Source organism: Candidatus Bathyarchaeota archaeon (genome assembly GCA_023131225.1).
Classification (GTDB): Archaea; Thermoproteota; Bathyarchaeia; order Bathyarchaeales; family SOJC01; genus JAGLZW01.
The window spans coordinates 31,092-49,119 of sequence record JAGLZW010000010.1; the positions used below are offsets into that span (position 1 = coordinate 31,092).

16 protein-coding genes are annotated in these 18,028 nt (G+C 42.9%); 9 read left to right on the top strand and 7 right to left on the bottom strand.

Annotation, left to right across the window (positions count from 1 at the left end; genetic code table 11):
* Positions 1–12 precede the first annotated feature (12 nt).
* The 3 genes from KAU88_03210 to KAU88_03220 all read right to left on the bottom strand — a co-directional run bounded on the left by KAU88_03210 (position 13) and on the right by KAU88_03220 (position 830).
* Positions 13–201 (bottom strand): hypothetical protein, encoded by a 189-nt coding sequence (locus KAU88_03210; GenBank protein MCK4477521.1) that lies wholly within the window; start codon positions 199–201, stop codon positions 13–15.
* Between the two features lie 216 nt (positions 202–417).
* Positions 418–573 (bottom strand): hypothetical protein, encoded by a 156-nt coding sequence (locus KAU88_03215; protein ID MCK4477522.1) that lies wholly within the window; start codon positions 571–573, stop codon positions 418–420.
* A gap of 53 nt (positions 574–626) precedes the next feature.
* Complete coding sequence (locus KAU88_03220) at positions 627–830, bottom strand: hypothetical protein (protein ID MCK4477523.1); 204 nt, start codon at positions 828–830, stop codon at positions 627–629.
* A 1,187-nt stretch (positions 831–2,017) separates the two neighbouring features.
* On the opposite strand from KAU88_03220, the gene KAU88_03225 reads away from it, so the two are divergent.
* Entirely contained in the window at positions 2,018–2,338 is a 321-nt protein-coding gene (locus tag KAU88_03225; protein MCK4477524.1) for a hypothetical protein, read from the top strand.
* 176 nt (positions 2,339–2,514) lie between these two features.
* Entirely contained in the window at positions 2,515–5,544 is a 3,030-nt protein-coding gene (locus KAU88_03230) for a S8 family serine peptidase (GenBank protein MCK4477525.1), read from the top strand.
* 1 nt (position 5,545) lies between these two features.
* Here KAU88_03230 and KAU88_03235 read toward each other — a convergent pair whose 3' ends face one another.
* Positions 5,546–6,754, bottom strand: coding sequence for a methionine adenosyltransferase (locus KAU88_03235; GenBank protein MCK4477526.1), 1,209 nt, complete (start codon positions 6,752–6,754; stop codon positions 5,546–5,548).
* Positions 6,755–6,847: 93 nt separating this feature from the next.
* On the opposite strand from KAU88_03235, the gene KAU88_03240 reads away from it, so the two are divergent.
* The 7 genes from KAU88_03240 to KAU88_03270 all read left to right on the top strand — a co-directional run bounded on the left by KAU88_03240 (position 6,848) and on the right by KAU88_03270 (position 14,556).
* A complete protein-coding gene (locus KAU88_03240; GenBank protein ID MCK4477527.1) occupies positions 6,848–7,390 on the top strand; it encodes a CBS domain-containing protein in 543 nt (180 codons plus the stop codon).
* 85 nt (positions 7,391–7,475) lie between these two features.
* A complete protein-coding gene (locus tag KAU88_03245) occupies positions 7,476–8,975 on the top strand; it encodes an amidophosphoribosyltransferase (GenBank protein MCK4477528.1) in 1,500 nt (499 codons plus the stop codon).
* Positions 8,976–9,019: 44 nt separating this feature from the next.
* Entirely contained in the window at positions 9,020–10,423 is a 1,404-nt protein-coding gene (locus KAU88_03250) for a hypothetical protein (GenBank protein MCK4477529.1), read from the top strand.
* Positions 10,420–11,511: an HAD hydrolase family protein gene (locus KAU88_03255; protein ID MCK4477530.1), complete on the top strand. Its 1,092-nt coding sequence runs from the start codon at positions 10,420–10,422 to the stop codon at positions 11,509–11,511. Before KAU88_03250 ends, KAU88_03255 begins: the two co-directional genes overlap by 4 nt.
* Positions 11,512–11,555: 44 nt before the next feature.
* On the top strand, positions 11,556–12,461 hold the full coding sequence (locus KAU88_03260; protein MCK4477531.1) for a formylmethanofuran--tetrahydromethanopterin N-formyltransferase: 906 nt from the start codon (positions 11,556–11,558) through the stop codon (positions 12,459–12,461).
* Positions 12,458–13,363, top strand: a complete 906-nt coding sequence (locus KAU88_03265) for a carbohydrate kinase family protein (protein ID MCK4477532.1) — start codon at positions 12,458–12,460, stop codon at positions 13,361–13,363. The genes KAU88_03260 and KAU88_03265 overlap by 4 nt, the downstream gene beginning before the upstream one ends.
* Before the next feature lie 50 nt (positions 13,364–13,413).
* A complete protein-coding gene (locus KAU88_03270) occupies positions 13,414–14,556 on the top strand; it encodes a saccharopine dehydrogenase family protein (GenBank protein MCK4477533.1) in 1,143 nt (380 codons plus the stop codon).
* Between the two features lie 8 nt (positions 14,557–14,564).
* Here KAU88_03270 and purQ read toward each other — a convergent pair whose 3' ends face one another.
* The 3 genes from purQ to purS are packed head-to-tail and all read right to left on the bottom strand — an operon-like array spanning position 14,565 to position 18,006.
* Positions 14,565–15,383, bottom strand: coding sequence for a phosphoribosylformylglycinamidine synthase subunit PurQ (gene purQ / locus KAU88_03275; GenBank protein MCK4477534.1), 819 nt, complete (start codon positions 15,381–15,383; stop codon positions 14,565–14,567).
* Positions 15,380–17,758: a phosphoribosylformylglycinamidine synthase subunit PurL gene (gene purL / locus KAU88_03280; protein ID MCK4477535.1), complete on the bottom strand. Its 2,379-nt coding sequence runs from the start codon at positions 17,756–17,758 to the stop codon at positions 15,380–15,382. The genes purQ and purL overlap by 4 nt, the downstream gene beginning before the upstream one ends.
* Positions 17,755–18,006, bottom strand: a complete 252-nt coding sequence (gene purS / locus KAU88_03285; protein MCK4477536.1) for a phosphoribosylformylglycinamidine synthase subunit PurS — start codon at positions 18,004–18,006, stop codon at positions 17,755–17,757. Before purS ends, purL begins: the two co-directional genes overlap by 4 nt.
* Positions 18,007–18,028: the final 22 nt, after the last annotated feature.

Sequence of the window (18,028 nt, forward strand, 5' to 3'; positions counted from 1 at the left end):
ATACTGTATGCGTTAGTCGTATCTTCCGCCAGCTCTGACGCATTCTGCTTTCAGCCTTTTTGGTTTTGGTGTTGTTCGTTGTTTCTTATGCCTTAGGCATTCTCTCAATCTTATGAGCATCCAACCATGGTCTTCATATTCGCATCCACATTTGAGTTTGACCGTTTTTGGGGATTTCGCCCCCTCGTTCTTCTGTGTCAATTAAAGTCTCCTCTTACTGTCTGTGATCTTGATTGTAGCTCTTTCGGTGCTTTTTTGCGCGCATCGTTACATAGATTGGAAAACTATGGAAAAAACTGTCAAAAAAGCCATCGAAATCCTGTCATTCCCTAAAAATCAGAAAATGGAAAAAACGCAATAATCAAGATAGACTATGTATGCATAAAACCGTGTTATCTAAAGCAATTTATTGAAGAATTACTCCTCTACGACTTTGACACTTTCTATTTCTTTGCACCATGGAATTAAGTCTGCCGAAAGTTCTTGGAGAATCTCACCTTCTATCTCTTCGTTTGTTTTTTCGCGACTTTCTTCAACAAGAGAAATAAGAATCATTACTTTCTTTGTTTTCATTAAAACACCATTGTGAAACGATGTACTAGTCCTTTTCAGAAAAGTCTTGGGATTCACCTATGACTCAAACAGGGTTCAGAACTTCTTTTCTTTTCAGATTTGATACCGTGAATATACCAACAGTAATGTTGTCTGATGGAGTCTTTGACAAAGTCTGCGATGCTGACATATCCGTATTCGGGATGTTCTTTCATTAATTGTTCTATGGCTTCTATCATTTCTTTGGGCAGTTTGATGGTTCTGTAATGTCTGCGCATTCTAGTTCACTCAGAGATTTTTGGTTTTTTCTTCAAAGCTAAGAACATGATAATGAGTCTAAAAATCTTGTGAAAAGATACTAAATATTCTTAAACTCTTATATTCAGACTCGGAAAAGAAACAGTTCACGTTTTTTCAACAACGAATCAATACATGAGGCTTGATGTGCGTGCGTCTACGACTATTATCGTTTATGGCAGCCCGCAGGCGTGCAAAAACTAGAGCTTTCCGGCTCTAATCAACACCCTCTTTTTTTGTTAGATTCTGAATAGAAGATAAATTTTTTAGCTGTAACGTGTCAGTAAAAAACTGATGGATTTCCTCTGAAGAATCAGAACATGGATGTGGTATGGGAAAACATTGAAACGAGTAGAGAAAAGATGACAAAGTCGCCTTAGCCAACACCCTCCTCTCTTTTTGTTTTCTTGTCCATTTTGTCGTAGCATCAAAGTCTTCTTGTGTTACGAAAAATCGTCCACCTTTTCCCTAACAACTTCGTTTACCTAGAAGACTTACGCAGGGAAATAGAGAAATAGTGTGCGCACTTGGAAAATCTCAGAACCCTAAAACGACCCCCCTCTTTTTTCCTATTCCGAACCCGACCTTCCAACAAATCTTTTATTGGCAATAGAAAACAAGAAGTAAGGGAGCCTTCGTTGCCGGTTGACGATTTCTTTGCAGAGTTGCTGCTGGAGGAATTCAACGGACAATGAGCGACAGAGACGACGTGAAGCCAGAAAACAAGAAGGATAATTCTGCTCCAGAGCCGGAGAGCTGAACAAGTTGGACACGACGGAGCAGGTGCAAGCTCTTTTCCCTTCTGAACTGAAGAATCCGCTGCTGGATGAATAAGAGTCAGAGAGATTAGCTAAAACAGTGAAGGAAGCCAGAGCCTTATTAGCTGCTGGCTTCGAATACGTCACGGACATCGATGACCTTAAGCTATTTCGCAAACGAATTTAGTATCGCCACTAAGCAGATTTATCCAAAACTCAACAAATAGGGATTCTTCCATAAGAAGTGGAGACATCTCCCGCAACTTCCATCTTTTTGTGGATTCTAGGCTATACTGTTACTTATAGGATGGAAGCAGCGCATGCTACCTATTTGGTATAATTTTTTTCTGACTCTATTATTTTTAAGGTGAAACAAGAGGAGTGATAAACTGTAAGGATCGGGATAAGTTATGAAGGATCAATGGAGAATAAAAGTGGACATGATAATTAATGGTGTATCTGAAAAAGAGGGGGTAGACTGGAGCCAAGCTAGAGCGATTGTTCACAAATATGTCTGCGGCGGGAAATGTGGTTGGTACAAAACCAACAGCAGGAAAGCAGGCTTCAACAGGCACGATTTATCAGATAAGCAGAAAAAACTGATAAAAGAAACAGTTAAACAGGTCATGAAAGACTTGACAGTTGAAGAGGCAAAATGGCAAATACATGAAATTCTATGTCCTGGTCACCCTAAACCTCCTCCAAAACGAAACATTAGCCAGTCAACTTAGAACTTAATCGACGAAAAGCGTACGGCCAAGGTAAGGCATAAAATATGAGGGTTACAGCTGACCTGCATGGACTTGGTTATGTCTCCCATATCTTCCCTATTTTTCTCTTCGTAAATAGAAGACTATTTCACAAATGATAAAAACTTAGTGTCTATATTGTTGTTGGAGGAAAAGTAGTGAAAAAAACAGCCTTTATGATAATGCTACAACTGCTTTTAATCAGCGTATTCACATTTGCAGTAAACATCCAACCGATAAAGACTGAGACCATAAGATGGGCTAGAAACTACGATACAGTAGCGGATTCACACACACATACGGAATTGATGAATATTTCTCAGCTGCTTTTTTCGCAGATTGACAATTGGAACCTCAATACTATGCGTGTGTTAGGGGCGAAATGGGAAGATATTATGTCTGTCAACCATGATTCTGGAGAGCTTATTATCGGGGTCGATGGAATTAGCTCAGACAGTTACTCGGAGCTCATCGAGCTAATTAGAAGTAGTGGTGGTGAACTCGTTAACAGAGTTTCTATGCGTGGCCGTATTAGTGCTGTTGTTGCCGATATTCCTCAGTTGGAAATGTCTACTTTCGTAATGAAGGCTCATGCTGCAGGGCTGTCAAGATATGTAGAGCCTAATGTGAGATTAAAAGCTGACTTTATACCAAACGATCCGGGCTGGCAGATGCAATGGGGGCCACCTGCAATAGAGGCAGACTTTGCTTGGAATACAACGGTGGGAGATTCTTCCATTATCGTTGCCGTTATTGATTCCGGGATTGATTTGAATCATGAGGATCTAGATGCGAATATTGTTCCATTGGGATTCGATTGGGTAAACAATGATACCAACCCTTGGGATGACTATGGGCATGGAACCCACTGTGCTGGCATCATTGCGGCAATGCTAAACAACAGCTTTGGGATAGCTGGCCTGGCTCAAGTACGATTAATGGCTGAAAAAGTGCTTAACCAGAGGGGTGAGGGATCAGCAGATGATGTTGCGAATGCGATAGTTCACGCGGTGGATCAAGGAGCGGACATTTTGAGCATGAGTCTCGGAAGTCTCGTGGAAAGCACGATAATTCATGCGGCCATAAAATATGCTGATGAGCAGGGTGTGTTGATAATTGGGTCGGCGGGAAATGACGCTTCGGAATGGTATCATTGGCCAGCATCATATAAGGAAGTGATAGCCGTTACGGCCACTAGTGAAAGTGATGATCCAGCTGAATTCACTAATCATGGAGATTGGGTTGAAGTTGCGGCGCCAGGTGTCAACATATACTCAACCTGGCTAGGTGATGAATACAAAAGCTTGAGTGGGACATCCATGTCAGCTCCTCACGTGACAGGTGTCGTAGCATTAATCTGGAGCCAATTCCCTAACATGACCAGAGACCAAGTGCGAGCTCAGCTACGTTACACAGCTGATGACTTGGGCGACCCCACATTTGATGAATATTACGGATATGGCTTGATCAACGCAAGAAGAGCTGTTGAACAGGACCCGCCTGTACACGACGTTGTCTTGCTGCACTGGAAGGCTCCTTACGTCTTGAAGCCATTTGATACCGCTATTTTCAACAGCACTCTGCTGAACTTCGGAACTGCTAACGAAGACAACTTGACAGTGCAGTTGTTGGTTAACGGAACTGTTGAAGCTTCTAAACTCGTTAACAATTTGACAGGTGGTGCATCAATCATGACTAGTCACCTATGGAGTCCAATAGCTGAAGGAACTTACAACGTCACAATACAAGTAATCCCAGTGAACGGAGAAACAGCAACGCAAAACAACGTGTTGTCTGAAAACCTTATAGTCAGAATCTCAAAAACCTTTGAAGTACCCAATGATTTTCCAAGAATACAGAATGCCATAAACAAAGTTGACAATGGATCCACGATTCAAGTTGAACCAGGAACTTACTATGAACATATTATCGTACCAAAATCAATGACTATTCATGGAGAGAACTCCAACACTACGATTATTGACGGAAGCGGTATCAAGTCCGTAATCAAGATATTCGCCAACAATGTGAGTATCAACGGGTTTACCATTCAAAACAGCGGCTCAAAACCGTTGCATGGCGACAGCGGGATTGTCTTATACAGCTTGCACAATAACATCAGCTCAAACATAATTTGGGACAATTACTACGGAATTAGACTTCTTTCTAAGCAAAACACGATTGTCGGAAATATAGTTGCAAATTCTGCAAGGGGCATAAGTCTGGAGGGATCAAATGAAAACATTCTCAGAGATAATCATATGATTGGTAACACCCGCAATCTTGACATAGATTTTCATGGAGGAACACTTTCAGATTACATGAATGATATAGATGATTCAAACACTGTAGACGGAAAGCCTGTTTACTACTGGGTGAACCAACACAATAAATCGATCCCAAGTGACGCGGGATATGTAGCCATCTTGAACTCTACTCAGATTATAGTGAAAGACTTGAACCTCTCAAACAATGGCCAAGGCTTGCTATTTGTCTCTACAACCAACTCCACAGTAGCAAACGTGCAAGCCTTCGACAACTCAATTGGCATCTACATGGTCAAGTCGGACGACAACACAATACACAATTGCATGGTTACAGACAACTTGGTTGGAATTTGGCTAAGTTATTGCAGTGGCAACATAGTCGAAGCCAACACAGCGTCGAAGGGGATGTTAGGCATAGCCCTATATGAATCGAGCTACAACAGCATTTTAGGAAACACACTATTGAATAATACGCTATTACTGGGTATAGGATTCAGTTTGGAGTCAAACTCCAACTGTAACAGTTTTTTCCGAAATAACCTCATCAGCAACTCAATTCAGGTCAATATCATTTACAACTCAGTGAATAATACCTTTGATAATGGTTATGAAGGAAACTATTGGAGTAATTATGTTGGGTTGGACTCTGACGGTGATGGAATAGGTGATTCACCTTATGCTATTGATGAAAATAATACCGATAATTATCCACTAATGAATCTTTACTGGAACCCAGCAGACATCAACCACAATTTGAAAGTTGACATTTACGATGTCGTTTTAGCCTGTAACGCCTATAGCTCCACTCCTTCAGACCCGCACTGGAACCCACACTGTGACATAGCTGAACCCTACGGCTTCATAGACATTTACGATGTAGTAATGATCTGTTCAAGCTACGGAGAAGAATACTTACCATAATTCAGCAGATTGGGATTCTTCCATAAGCTAGGTCTATGGTGAACTTGTCAATGTTTGCTAACTCTGCGTTTACAACTTCCTCTATGCTTTTCTGAAGGCTTTCCAAGGAATTACCAGATTGTAGAACAACCTGCGCGGCAGCAATTGCTGGTTGGTCGATAGGCTTGCCAATTTGGCTAAGTAACCATATGTAAACCTCTTCTAGCCCGGGCACCTGTTCATGTACGCTGTTGGCAATGCGATGCGTCAAGAGATTGTATATTTTTCCAACGTGGCTAACAGGATTTTTGCCTGCAGCGGCTTCGGAGCATGTTGGGCGGTTTAAGGGTATTACTCCATTAACGCGGTTTCCTCTTCCTACCTCGCCTGAGTCGGCGCTCTCCGCGCTCGTGCCAAGCACCGTCAAGTAGACGCCTCCAACGCCTCTGCCTTCGACATCCAACGTGTTTAAGTTAACGTCAACTTCGTCGAATGTCACGTTCGTTTTCACGAACATTTGAACATCTTCAAGAATCTCGCTTTTCTTTCTAAAGTAGTCTCTCTCATTTTTCACATATTGATCAACAAAAGCTATTGAAATCGTCAAATCAAGCGCGTTGTTCTTTCTTAACCCCATAACCTTCACGTCTTCTCCAGCTTCGGGAAACTTCTTTTTAAACAATGGAGAGTTGATATACCGCTCTGTTTTCAGGACAATTCTTTCAAGTTGGGTCATGGGCGCGTATCCCACAGCGGCCGAAGTGTCATTTGCTCCGAGCACTTTGCCTTTTCGCTTGAAAATGTCGACGAGTTCAGGAGAACCTGGTTTCAACTCAACTTGATATCGAACATGTTTTTCTGGATCAACGAAGCGTAGGTTGTTTTTTATCCATTCTTTTGCTGCTTGAAGAGCCAATTCTTTGACTGGTATTGTAACGCCGTTCGCTTCGGTAGTGGCTCTGTCGCCTAGTATAAGAAGCATGGATTCCTTCACTTTTCCTCCGCCAAATTTAGGCTCTACGTCGCCTGCCACTAATAGAGACTTATCCGCGTTATGATGCAGAATAAAGCCGACTTTTTCTAAATATTCCCTGCATAGTCTGACAGAGACATTGTCCATAATAGCGTCACATATCGAATCTGGATGCCCAAGTCCCTTTCTTTCCACAATTTCAAATTTCTGCTGCTCTATAGGTACATGCTTAGAATGATCAACGAGTATGTTCCTCAACGAGAGTTCACCTTGGCAAGGCTTATAAAATGCTTGAGAATATATATCTTGCGATATCTGCCACGAATAAAAAATAACTGTCGGTTATCAAATATGATCTTAACAGGTTCACAGTTTAAAAAACTCAGAATCGACGCAGGACTTACTCAACGACAACTAGCGCAGCTAATCGGAATTTCCCAAGCACACATCGCAAAAATAGAAAATGGAAAAGTAGACCCCAGACTATCAACCGTCAACAAAATTCTTCAAGTACTGACTGAAGGCGAAGGGAGGAAATGTGAAGACATAATGACCCGAAACTTAATTTTCGCCAAACCAAACGATAAGATTTTAAAAGTAAGCGAAGTCATGATGAAAAAAGCAATCTCCCAACTACCTATAATGCAAAATGGCAAAATTATTGGCACGGTAACCGAAGAAAGCATAATAAAAAATCTGCACATTAACATAGCTGATGAAACAGCAAAAAAAATAATGGACCCGCCGCTACCGTGTCTTCCACAGGACACCAGCATAAGCATGATTCGCCCATTGCTAGAAGATTATCCAGGGGTCTTAGTTATGCGGAAAGGCGATGTGGTGGGCATAATAACGCGTTCTGACCTGCTGAAAACGGTTTCTAAGACTGTGTAGCAGCTTTCCTTCTACAGTTTACTGTCAATTTTTGTTTTTGAACATGTACAAAATTGATAAATACTTGCACTTGTAACTGAGAGACATGGATGACTCCGTCGGAATGGAATGCGGCGTATTCAGCGCCATTGATTTCGAACGAAAGCCCATCTTTCCACATGTCTACTGGGGTATGCGCGCCCAGAACCATAGGGGCCACCAGTCCCATGGTTTTTTGACTTTCGACGGAAAATTCAACGTCTACCGCGGTTTAGACCTTATTCCAAAAGTGAAGAAGAAAGAAATTCAAGAGTGGTTAGTTCGGTTGCCGGGGCATGTTGGTATCGGGAATGTGCGGTATACGACGTCTGGGCGGTTGGATGAGGAGGCGTTGATTCGAGGAACTCAACCTGTTACAGTGGAGACAAAGAAGTTAGAATTGGCTATCTCGTTCAATGGGAACATCGTCAATACTGTAGGGCTAAGAAAGGAACTCTGCCGGACTTTCCCCAACTTTTCTTATGAATGTGATGCTGAATTGATTTGTAGAAAACTTGCTGTCGAACTCATGAATGGGCGTGATTTGCAGTCTGCGGTTAAAACTTGCATGGAGGAGGTCGAAGGGGCCTTTTCGGTAAGTGGGATAACTCAAGAAGGCGACTTGTTTGCCTTCAAAGACCCTTATGGGCTGCGTCCTCTTTGCACTGGTCGTAGCTCTAATGGAAGTATTTGTGCTTTTTCTTCTGAGACTGTGGGTCTTGACATCAATGGCTTTAGCCACGCCTTTGAAGTAGAGCCCGGTGAGTTTGTTACAGCTACTGGAGAAGGGTTTAAGCGTGAGCAACTTGTGGCTAAGAGGAGAAAGGCTCTTTGCGCATTTGAGTTTGCTTATTTTGCTCGTCCAGATTCGAAGCTTAATGGCAGATATGTGTATGAGGTTAGAGAGGAATTTGGAAGAAATCTGGGAAGAGAGTACTCAGACATAGTTAAAGATGCTGATTTAATCGTGTCTTTGCCTGAAACAAGCGATGATGCGGCTTTTGGTCTTCATGAAGAGACTGGATTGCGCTGGGAGAGATGTACAAGAAGACATCGCTATGTGACTGACCGAGCTTTCATTTTATTGTCGCAAGAGCGTTATTCAACCATAGATCGAAAAATCAATATTGTAGACCACAAGCTTGCTGGCAAGAACCTCATAGTTATCGATGATAGTATAGTGAGAGGCGACACAACAAGAGTCGTCATTGAAAAGATGCGGAAACTAGGCGTCAAAAAAGTACATTTGTTCATTACGTTTCCCCGCATCATAGGCCCTTGCTTCTATGGCATTGACATGGCAACGTATGGTGAGTTGATAGGTTCTACACGGGAAACTGAGGAAATAGCGCAGGTAGTAGGAGCAGACTCGTTGAGCTACCAATCTGTAGACCGGTTTGTAAAAGCTACTGGCATGCGGAAAGATGAATTGTGCTTTGGCTGCGTTACGGGTAAGTATCCGACACCTCTTGCGCAGAGACTGGCAAACTGGATGCGGAGAAAATTTGATAGCGGACACAAAGAAACAGGGAGAATTTACGAAATAGATGTTGAAAATCTTGTCTAAAGATAAATAATCCCAGTCTACAAAAGAGCCGAGGGGCAAAATTTATGGAAAGGGTGGGCATTTTAGTCGTTTCCTATGGCGCTCGAGAAGCAGCCATGATAGATGCATTCCAACGAAGTTTAGAGTATAGAACAGAAATCTATGTTGTGGATAAGCAAAAAAACCCTTTCAACATAAAAAGAGCGGCAGAACATGTTGTTGTTCCAGATTTTGATGTAAACAAGATTTGCAGGTTTGCTGCAAGACGACAGAACAAAATTGACTTTGGAATAGTTGGACCAGAAAAACCGATAATAAACGGTCTAAGAGATGTCGTGGAAAAGGAAACAGATATACCTATGATATGCCCAACAAAACGATACGCCATCGAAGCAAGCAAGGTGGCGCAAAGATGTCTTTTTGAAGAGGCTGCGCCAGCGGTTAACCCTAGATTTAGGGTTTTCAACCCGAAAGAATACAAAACTGAAATTGATGTAAAAAAAGCTGTTTATGCATGGTTGGATGAGTTGGGCAACCAAGCAGTGGTGAAGCCAGATGTTCCAGCAGCAGGAAAAGGAGTAGGTGTTTGGGGAGATCACTTTAACACGCGCGAGCAACTGTTCAACCACTTTCTAGCTAATTATCAACATGGGCAAGTAATAGTTGAAGAGAAGATTGAGGGCGAAGAATCGAGTTTTCAAGCTTTCTGCGACGGGAAAAACCTTGTAGCCTTGCCTGAAACCCGTGACTACAAGAGAGCCTTTGACGGAGACAAAGGTCCAAACACGGGTGGAATGGGCTCTTACAAAGACGAAGGCAACCTTTTGCCTTTCATGTCAACTGAAGATCGAGAGAAACAAGTTGAAATCGTAAACAGAATCTTCAACCTAATGAAGAAGCGGGGAAGCGGTGATGAATTGAGAGGTGTCCCCTTTTATGTTGCCTTCAGTCACACCGCAAATGGACTGAAAATACTGGAAAATAACAGTCGACCAGGCGATCCTGAAATAATAAACATACTACCACTTCTAAAGGACGACTTCGTCGATATTTGCTTCAAAATGGTAGAAGGCAACTTAACGAAGGTGGAGATTGAGAGAAAAGCTTCTGTAGTAACCTATAAGGTACCGCCCTCTTATGGCGGATACATGAACATGTTTCCGAACAAGGTGAATCATGAAGAAATCAGTAAGCCTGTGAGATTGAAAGAAGCCTACGAGTTGGGAGATGATGTTCGGGTTTATCCCGCTTCTATGGAGCTCAGAGACAACGAAGTTTACGTTCTCTCTTCAAGAGCTGTCGCCGTTGTCGGCATCGCTGATACGATCAAAGATGCTCGCGAACTCTCTTTAAAAGGTATAAGTGCCATTGAAGGCGGTGCCCTTTGGAACAGAAACGACATAGCCTCTAGCGAACACGTTCAAAAAAGCGTAGAGCACATGGAGAGATTGAGGCGTAAGAGCAGGTGAAGAAGGCGAAAAGAGTTTTCATAACAGACTGTGAAGGCCCTATTTCAAAAAACGACAACGCTTTCGAGTTAGCCTGCCATTTCATTCCAGAAGGCGACAAATTTTTCACTCAAATCAGCACGTATGACGATGTTTTAGCAGACGTTGTCAAACGCGACGGATACAAGGCGGGCGATACTTTGAAACTCATTGTTCCTTTTCTTAAAGCATGCGAGGTTACGAATAGAAAGATGATGGAGTTTTCCGCTCAAAACATTTTGTTGATACCAGATGCAAAGGATATGCTGCGATTTGTGAAAGGTAGGATGCCAAGTTTTATTGTAAGTACCAGTTACGAGCATTACATCCAGGTTTTATGTCGCACATTAGATTTTCCTTATAAAAACACGTATTGTACCGCGCTAGACATTGACGCTTATCAAATGGGTAGAGAAGAAAAGGAGAAACTTGACCAGTTTAGACGAGAGATATGCTCGATGCCTTTAATTGAAATCCCTAAAAATGCAACGTCACTGCAAGATTTTTCAGAGAGAGATCAACAGACGATGAAGCGGCTAGACAAGATTTTCTGGAGAGAGATCATGCAGATGGAGTCAGGTACTATGCTGAAGGAGATTAACCCAGTAGGAGGGGTAGAGAAGGCGAAGGCAGTTAGAAGCATCGTTGATGAAGCCGGAAGCAATTTGAGTAGTGTGATGTATATTGGTGACAGTATTACAGATGTTGACTGTTTCCGACTAGTTAGAGAAAACGGTGGTGCGACAGTTTCCTTCAATGGCAACGCTTACGCTATTCGCGAAGCCGAAATCGCAGTTCTTTCAACAAACGCCCTTGTAGTCGCGACTATTGCTGATGTTTTTGAAAGACTTGGCAAGGAGGTCGTTTACGATTTAGTAGATAATTGGGGATACAAGGCATTAGAAAAGTATGGCAGCGACTCGTTATTGCAGGAGAAACTTCAGAACTTGTTCCCAAAAATGTTGCCTAAAGTGAGCAAAATTACCGCACGTAACGTGGAGGAACTTGCCGCTGAAAGTAGCGTTTTCAGGAAGCTTGTGAGGGGAGAGAATGTGGGACGGCTGGGCTGAGATGCGGCTAAGTTTTATTTATCTTCCTTTCAGAGGTATGTACCATGAAAACAGAGGTTGAAAACACGTATGCAGAGGCTTTCGAAGGACTCTATTGCAGAGTTATTGTCACAGCTGACGATGAAGAGGTTTTGCATAGTGCTTCTGAAGACGCAACGGCGACGCCTTCAATAGTTGTAGGCAGAGTTGAGGGTGGAATCGAAAAATGGTTGATTCCAAAAGAAACGCCAGATGGTCGCATGGGGGCAATTTTGCAGTTTTGGGGTGGCATAGATAATAGAAAGCCTGTGCAAAGTTCATTAGAAAAGTTTGAAACTGAACTGTCCTACCGAATCAGACAAGACATCCTCGTAAAACCCTTCACAGCCCTTTTCGACGCCTTGCCAAACGCCATAGGAAAACTGGATATGATGGAAAGAGTTGGTCATTGTGGAGATGGGTTTGAATGGGAAGAAAAACGTTATGACCGCCGCGTTATTGTTGTTCCTTTAATGGTGCCAAACTTTCTCATAGAAAGACAGCTGGGCTATGCGAAGGGAGTTATGGGTGCTAATTTCTGGTACCTGTGTGAAACCAAAGAGGCCGTTATGACTGTGGGAAGAAAAGCTCTTGAAGCAATTGACGAAGTTGAAGGAGTTATAGCTCCCTTTGGTATATGTTCTGCCGGATCAAAACTTGAAACCAAATTTCCGTCGATAGGTCCCACGACTAATCATCCTTATTGCCCATCGCTAAGAAACAAACTTGGGGCAGCATCTAAAGTTCCTGAATGCGTCCATTTCATTCCAGAAATTGTAATTAACGGTGTTTCTCTAAGTGCTGTGAAGGTAGCTATGAAAGCTGGAATCGAAGCCACATGTAGCATAGAAGGGGTCCACGTTATTTCCGCAGGTAACTATGGGGGCAAACTGGGCAATTATAAAATTTATCTACGAGAGTTGTTTTTATGACTAAATTTGACGTTGTCGGTTTTGGCGCTTTAAACATTGATAGGCTCTTTAAGGTAAATAAGATAGCTGGAAGAGATGAGGAGAGTTTTGTTGTCGAATCCAAAGAATCTTGCGGTGGCTCAGCTGCCAACACCATTGTAGGTTTGGCGCGTTTGGGGTTAAAAACTGGATACATCGGCAAAGTTTCAGATGATCGTGAAGGGCAACTCTTGCTTGACGACTTTAATAAAGAGAACGTTGATACAAAGGGCATTGTTATTGCAAAGAGTGGACGAAGCGGTGTTGTTATGGGTTTTGTTGACGAACATGGTGAACGATCGCTTTATGTGGCTCCGGGGGTCAATGACACCGTAGAGTTGAGAGAAATTAACAAAAATTATGTGAGAAAGGCTGGGTTTCTACATTTGACTTCTTTTGTGGGTGAAAAATCATTTGAAAGCCAGAAAGAAATTGTTGAACAGCTTCCAGAACGTGTCAGAGTGAGTTTTGATCCAGGTATGTTGTATGCTCAGAGGGGTTTGTCTTCGTTAAGACCTATTTTGAGACGAACTTTCGTCATGCTTCCTAACGAAGTCGAGATGAAGCTGCTTACAGGCGAAGAATATGAAGATGGTGCTGAAATGTTGATAGCTGAAGGAGTTAAAGTTGTGGCAGTTAAACTAGGCAGGAAAGGGTGCTTTGTAACTGATGGCGAAGAAAGTCATGTAGTAGAGCCCTTTAAGGTAAGAGTTGTCGATACTACAGGTGCAGGTGACGCGTGGAATGCAGGTTTTCTTTATGGCTTACTTGGAGAAAATAGTTTGCTGGAGTGTGGGCGGCTTGGGAATTTTGTGGCGTCTAGGTGCATAATGAAAATGGGAGCGAGAACTGGGCTTCCTCAACTCGCTGACTTGCATTTTTGAAAAGTCTAAAATAGATAAGAATTGGCTAATTGTAACTTGTTGGGCTCAATATGAGGATACTCGTTTTAGGTTGTGGAAATATCGGTTCTGTTATAGCGACCGATCTTGCTGAAAGTATGCTTTCAACTGAGATTGTTATTGCTGATAAATGTCGAAGTAGGGCTGAGAAGGTAGCTGCTCTTATCCAAGAAAGGAATGTTGCTGGAATTCAATTGGATGCTTGTAATTACCGTGAACTGGTCGACAACATGAAAATGTTCGATGTAGTAGTGGGGGCTTTACCAGGGGACATTGGTTATCAATCTGTCAAAGCTGCTATTGATGCAAACGTAGACTTCGTAGATGTTTCGTATATGCCAGAGAATCCTCTTACGCTAAATAAAGATGCAACAAAAGCCGGTGTGACGATCATACCTGACTGTGGAGTGGCACCCGGGATAAGCAATGTGTTTATAGGCCATGCTATCAGCAAGCTCGATAATGTTGAAAGTGTTCATGTAATGGTTGGTGGTCTTCCAGAGGAATCAGTTCCCCCTCTGGGCTATACGCTAACGTGGTCCACAGAAGGCCTTATCGACGAGTACACTAGAAAGGCGAAAATAGTTGAGAATGGTGAAGTGAAGGAAGTAGAGGCATTAACTGGACTGGAAGAAGTTGAATTTCCAGGCGCTGGCAAACTTGAGGCGTTTTATACTGATGGACTTAGGACACTGCTTCATACGATAGAAGATGTTAAGACAATGTGGGAGAAAACTCTCAGGTATCCAGGGCATGTTGAGAAGATAAGATTGCTGAAGGCTTTGGGCTTTTTTGATGAACGTCCTATAGAAGTCGAGAATGCTCGTCTGTCACCGCGAAAAATTACTGTTAAGCTCTTTGAGGCGAAGCTTCGGAGACCTGAGATTAAAGATATTCTGGCTATGAAAGTGGAAATAAGCGGAATGAAAGAGGGATTAAAAAAACGCTACATTTACCATCTTCTAGATCGTTACGATGAAAAACGTGGAGTGACGGCTATGGCAAGAACAACGGCGTACCCTGCCTCCATCTTAGCTCAATTGACAGCTCAAGAAATCATAGAAGAAAAGGGTGTTGTCCCCTTAGAAAAGCTATGTGTTGAAGAAGAAATTTTCAATAAAATCCTAGCTGAACTGGAGAAACGGCATATTAAAATTGTGGAGAGCCCAGGCTAGGTGTCTGGCTAAAATTTTTTTGTTAAATATTCAGCAACTGATTCAAAGATTATTTTTCCATCACCAAAAGATAGCACAGTCTCATTTCTTGTCCAGTCGGGTAATTGCCATCCAAAATACGCTCGTTCAGGATGAGGCATCAAACCGAAAATTGTTCCTGAAGAATCGCAGATGCCTGCAATGTCGTGGAAAGATCCGTTTGGATTTGACGGATATTTCCCATCAGCGTATTCACCGTTACAGTGGCAGTATCTGAATACCAGTTGATCATTGTCCAGCAACTTTTCCAAATATTTTTTCTCGTTTTCTTTTGCAAACATGAAACGACCTTCTGAATGTGCTACAGGAATTCTAACAACAGAACCGGAGGGAAGCCCCTTTGTGAAGACACAGTGGCCTCTGCTTTCATTCTTAAGATAGGCCCATCGGCAATTGTAGCCTGAGGGTATGTTAGTTCCCAGAGCCGCTTCTGGAAATGGGCTAACGCCGTCAAATTGGGGCAGCAAGCCTGCTTCAACTAGAACTTGAAAGCCATTACATATTCCGAGAATCGGCCGTTCCCCATCCACAAACTTGTTAATATCTTCCCCCAGCTTTGCCATAATCCGTTTCGCCCAAATAGCGCCAGCGCGAACATAATCGCCATGGGAAAAACCGCCTGGAATAACAAGAACGTTATAGTCAAGCAGGTTCTGTTGTTTGGCAAGCTGATTGAAATGGACAACTTCCGCTTTCATCCCAGAATCTTTGAAGGCTCGTTTAGTTTCGGCATCACAATTTGTTCCACCGACACGTAAAACACAGACACGAATTTCTTTACGCTTCACGTCTCTGCCTCCAAACCATGTTTCCAAACGTTTAAAAGTTCGTTTAAATCGGCATCTAATACCCTTTCATCTCTCAGACCATAGACACATAGGCAGCGTTCATCTGTTACTTCGCCTACGACAGCGCGAGAAATACCTCTCGTTATAGATTCAAAGTGGCCTGCTTGCCCTTTCAGCACCTCTACTAGAAATCTACTGTTCGACTCGGAAAAAAGCACAAAATCATTTCTACCAGCATCTTCGGTTACTGGGACATTCTTTAACCAAATGTCCACACCATAGCCGCCGCTAAAAGCCATTTCAGCAGCAGCAACTGCAAGCCCACCCTCTGAAATGTCATGACAAGCCCTAACACAACCACCATCAATCGCCTCAACCATTACTTCCATTACGCGTTTCGCCTGAGGAACTCTAACTTTCGGAACCGACCTGCCCATAAAACCTTTCAGTCCATAATATTCTGAACCGCCCAACTCTGCAAAAGTTTGACCAACCACATAAAGCAAATTGCCAGGACACTTCAAGTCAAGTGAAACAGTTTTTCTAATATCAGGTATGATGCCTACGGCGGTGATCAGAAGCGTAGGTGTCACAGGACCTAATGGTGATTCGTTATAGAGACTGTCTTTTCCAGAGATAAAAGGAGTTCCGAATCCCTTTGCGAATTCGTAGCAGGCTTCACATGCCCTGACAAGGCTTCCCAACCTATCTGGCTTTTCTGGACTCCCCCAGACAAAGTTATCCAGCAAAGCAACTCGTCGCCCACCCACTGCAATGTTGTTTCTGATGGCTTCGTCAATAGCTGAGGCTGCCATCCAGTAGGGGTCTATTCTGCCATAGCAGGGGTTCATGCCGCATGAAATGGCGATTCCTTTCCAGCTCTCTTCTAGTGGCTTGATGACTGCTGCGTCGTTGGGTCCGCCAAATTTTCCGTGTAAAGGTTTTAGGACGGTGTTTCCTTTTACCTCGTGATCGTAAGTGCGTACTACTTTTTCTCTGCTGGTGATGTTTGATGAAGCTAATAGTTTTAGAATGTATGGGTTTAGGTTACTTGGCTCTGGGAAAGTGGGTTCTTTGAATGTTACTTCATTCCATTTTGCAGTTCTTTCTGTTTTTGGTGGAGCAAACAAGAAGTCTATGTTTAGATTTGCAACTTCATGATCTTCATAGTAAATCCTCAAAGCGTTGTCATCGGTAAACTCGCCGATAGGAGTGGCTTTGACGTCTTCTTCCCTGAATATTTCTATAACTTGTTCCAAGTTCTTTTTTGGAACGAGAAGTAGCATTCTTTCTTGCGATTCAGAAACATAAATCTCCCAAGGAGCCAACCCTTCATATTTCAAAGGAACTTTTTCCAACTCAACACGGGCACCACAGCCAAATCTACGTGCCATCTCTCCCACTGCACTTGACAAACCCCCTCCGCCTAGGTCGGTTATGGCTGAGCCAAGTCGTCTATCGCGAACCTCGATTATAGCTCGTTTCAGTTTTTCTTCTTCAATCGGATTGGCTATTTGAACTGCAGGACGAGAAACCTCCTCCGACTCTTTGGTGAGTTCAGCGGAGGCAAAAGTCACGCCGTGAATTCCGTCTCGACCAGTTTTACCACCTGCAAGGAGAATTATGTCGCTTGGTTTCGCGTTTTTAACAAATTTGTCCTTTGGAAGCAATCCTATGCATCCGCAGTAGACCACAACGTTGCCCACGTAGCTTTCGTCAAAAAATATTGCTCCGTTTACGGTGGGGATTCCCATGTTGTTGCCGTAGCATCCTATGCCTGCCACTACCCCTCTGAAGAGATATTTTGGATGTTTGACGCCTTGTGGAAGCTTATCGTAGTCGTAGTCTAGAGGACCGAATCCCAGAACGTCGGTGCAGGCAATGGGGTCAGCCCACACGCCTAATATATCTCTAATAACGCCTCCAGTGCCTGTTGCGGCGCCGCCGAAGGGTTCTATGGCGGAAGGGTGGTTGTGGGTTTCCACTTTCGCAGCGATTGCATAGTTTTCGTCAAATTCTATGATGCCTGCGTTGTCTTCGAATACAGAAATGCACCATGGTTGGTTCAGTTCGCTTGTTGCTTTAGCTATGTAGGTTTTAAACAAGTTTTGGATTTTGCCTTTGTCGGTGATTATGTTTCCTTTGAAGGTTTTGTGGAAGCAGTGTTCTGACCATGTTTGTCCGATTGTTTGGAGTTCTATGTCTGTTGGATTTCTGCCTTTCTTGGAGAAGTATTTTTTTACTGCCTTCATTTCTTCTAGGTTTAAGCCTATGCTGAGTTCTTGGCTGATTCTTAGCAGTTGTTTATCGTTTGTGTCTAGGATTTTTATTTCGTGGATTTCGAAAGGTGTTTTGTGACGAGTGAAGAGGGTCATTTAGCTTCTTCAACCTGAAAAGTGTAGTTATCTTTAGTGGGATTGGCCAACAGTTTTTTGCACATGTTTTCTACTTTGGTTTCTGCGTCGTTTCTGGAGTTTGCTTCTAGGGTTATTGTGTACATTTTGCTTACTCCGACGATTCTAACAAGGTAGGCGAGTTCTTTTAGAGAGCGTGTAGTTGTTTCTCCCTCTGGGTCAGAGTGGCCTGGTTTAAGGCTTACTTCCACTCGAGCTTTGTATAGCATGAAATATAGTTAAACAGTTAAA

What these genes read in the sequence shown, in the direction of transcription:
- KAU88_03215 (MCK4477522.1), bottom strand. Translation starts at nt 573, where the DNA reads ATGAAAACAAAGAAAGTAATGATTCTTATTTCTCTTGTTGAAGAAAGT.
- KAU88_03220 (MCK4477523.1), bottom strand. Translation starts at nt 830, where the DNA reads ATGCGCAGACATTACAGAACCATCAAACTGCCCAAAGAAATGATAGAA.
- KAU88_03225 (MCK4477524.1), top strand. Translation starts at nt 2,018, where the DNA reads ATGAAGGATCAATGGAGAATAAAAGTGGACATGATAATTAATGGTGTA.
- KAU88_03240 (MCK4477527.1), top strand. Translation starts at nt 6,848, where the DNA reads ATGATCTTAACAGGTTCACAGTTTAAAAAACTCAGAATCGACGCAGGA.
- KAU88_03245 (MCK4477528.1), top strand. Translation starts at nt 7,476, where the DNA reads ATGGATGACTCCGTCGGAATGGAATGCGGCGTATTCAGCGCCATTGAT.
- KAU88_03250 (MCK4477529.1), top strand. Translation starts at nt 9,020, where the DNA reads ATGGAAAGGGTGGGCATTTTAGTCGTTTCCTATGGCGCTCGAGAAGCA.
- KAU88_03260 (MCK4477531.1), top strand. Translation starts at nt 11,556, where the DNA reads ATGAAAACAGAGGTTGAAAACACGTATGCAGAGGCTTTCGAAGGACTC.
- KAU88_03265 (MCK4477532.1), top strand. Translation starts at nt 12,458, where the DNA reads ATGACTAAATTTGACGTTGTCGGTTTTGGCGCTTTAAACATTGATAGG.
- KAU88_03270 (MCK4477533.1), top strand. Translation starts at nt 13,414, where the DNA reads ATGAGGATACTCGTTTTAGGTTGTGGAAATATCGGTTCTGTTATAGCG.
- purL (MCK4477535.1), bottom strand. Translation starts at nt 17,758, where the DNA reads ATGACCCTCTTCACTCGTCACAAAACACCTTTCGAAATCCACGAAATA.
- purS (MCK4477536.1), bottom strand. Translation starts at nt 18,006, where the DNA reads ATGCTATACAAAGCTCGAGTGGAAGTAAGCCTTAAACCAGGCCACTCT.